General features: G+C 37.6%; 2 protein-coding genes. Both read left to right on the top strand.

Features of this window, described 5'->3' with window-relative positions; translation table 11 throughout:
• Nucleotides 1–319: transposase family protein (locus ACY3FQ_RS18435; RefSeq protein ID WP_489774619.1), on the top strand; the 319-nt coding region annotated here is incomplete at its 5' end.
• Nucleotides 267–737 carry an IS5/IS1182 family transposase gene (locus ACY3FQ_RS18430; protein WP_005399975.1) on the top strand — a complete coding sequence of 157 codons (471 nt, stop codon included), beginning with the start codon at nucleotides 267–269 and terminating at the stop codon, nucleotides 735–737. The genes ACY3FQ_RS18435 and ACY3FQ_RS18430, both read left to right, overlap by 53 nt.
• The last annotated feature ends 19 nt before the right edge of the window (nucleotides 738–756 follow it).

Genomic DNA, 756 nt, shown 5'->3' with positions numbered 1-756 from the left:
TTTAATGGTTGAGCAATTGAAAATGCATGTTCCTGCCAAAGGTAGACCATCTAAATTAAGCCTAGAAGATCAGATTCTCTTATGCTTAAGCTATTGGCGTGAATACCGAACATTATTCCATGTCGCAACAAGTTATGGCGTGTCAGAGCCCACTGCTTCAAGAATCGTACACCATGTAGAGGACTGCCTCATCAAGTCCAATTTATTTAATTTACCAAAGCATTTGCCTGAAGGCGAAGGTATTGACTGGAATGTGGTGATCGTAGATGCCACAGAAATTCCAATACAAAGGCCTAAAAAAACAGAAGAAAAGCTATAGTGGTAAGAAGAAGGCACATACTTTCAAAGTTCAAGCCATTGTTCATTATAAAACTCAGCAAATTCTGAGTTTATGCACAAGTCGTGGTGCTGTACATGATTTCGAACTTTTCAAACGCAATTTGAATCAGATTCCTGCAAGTGCCTTTATACTTGCAGATAAGGGTTATCAAGGGATTTACACAGTGTATCGAAATAGCCTATTGCCATTAAAAGCAAAAAAACGCTGCAAACTAGATCCTGAGCTAAAGCTTTACAATCGAGAAATTAACAAAAGAAGAATTGGCATTGAGCATGTATTTGGCAGTTTGAAAACCTTCAAAATCCTTGCTGAGCGATATCGCAATCGAGGAAAAAGATTGGGATTGAGGTTCAATCTAATTGCTGGGATCTATAATTTGGAACTGAGTAAAAAATGATTTATGAAAGAGGTCTAAT

It is taken from the genome of Acinetobacter sp. AB03 (genome assembly GCF_058107045.1).
The sequence above is the reverse complement of the archived record's forward strand: the minus strand, read 5'-3'. Positions and strand labels throughout refer to the sequence as shown.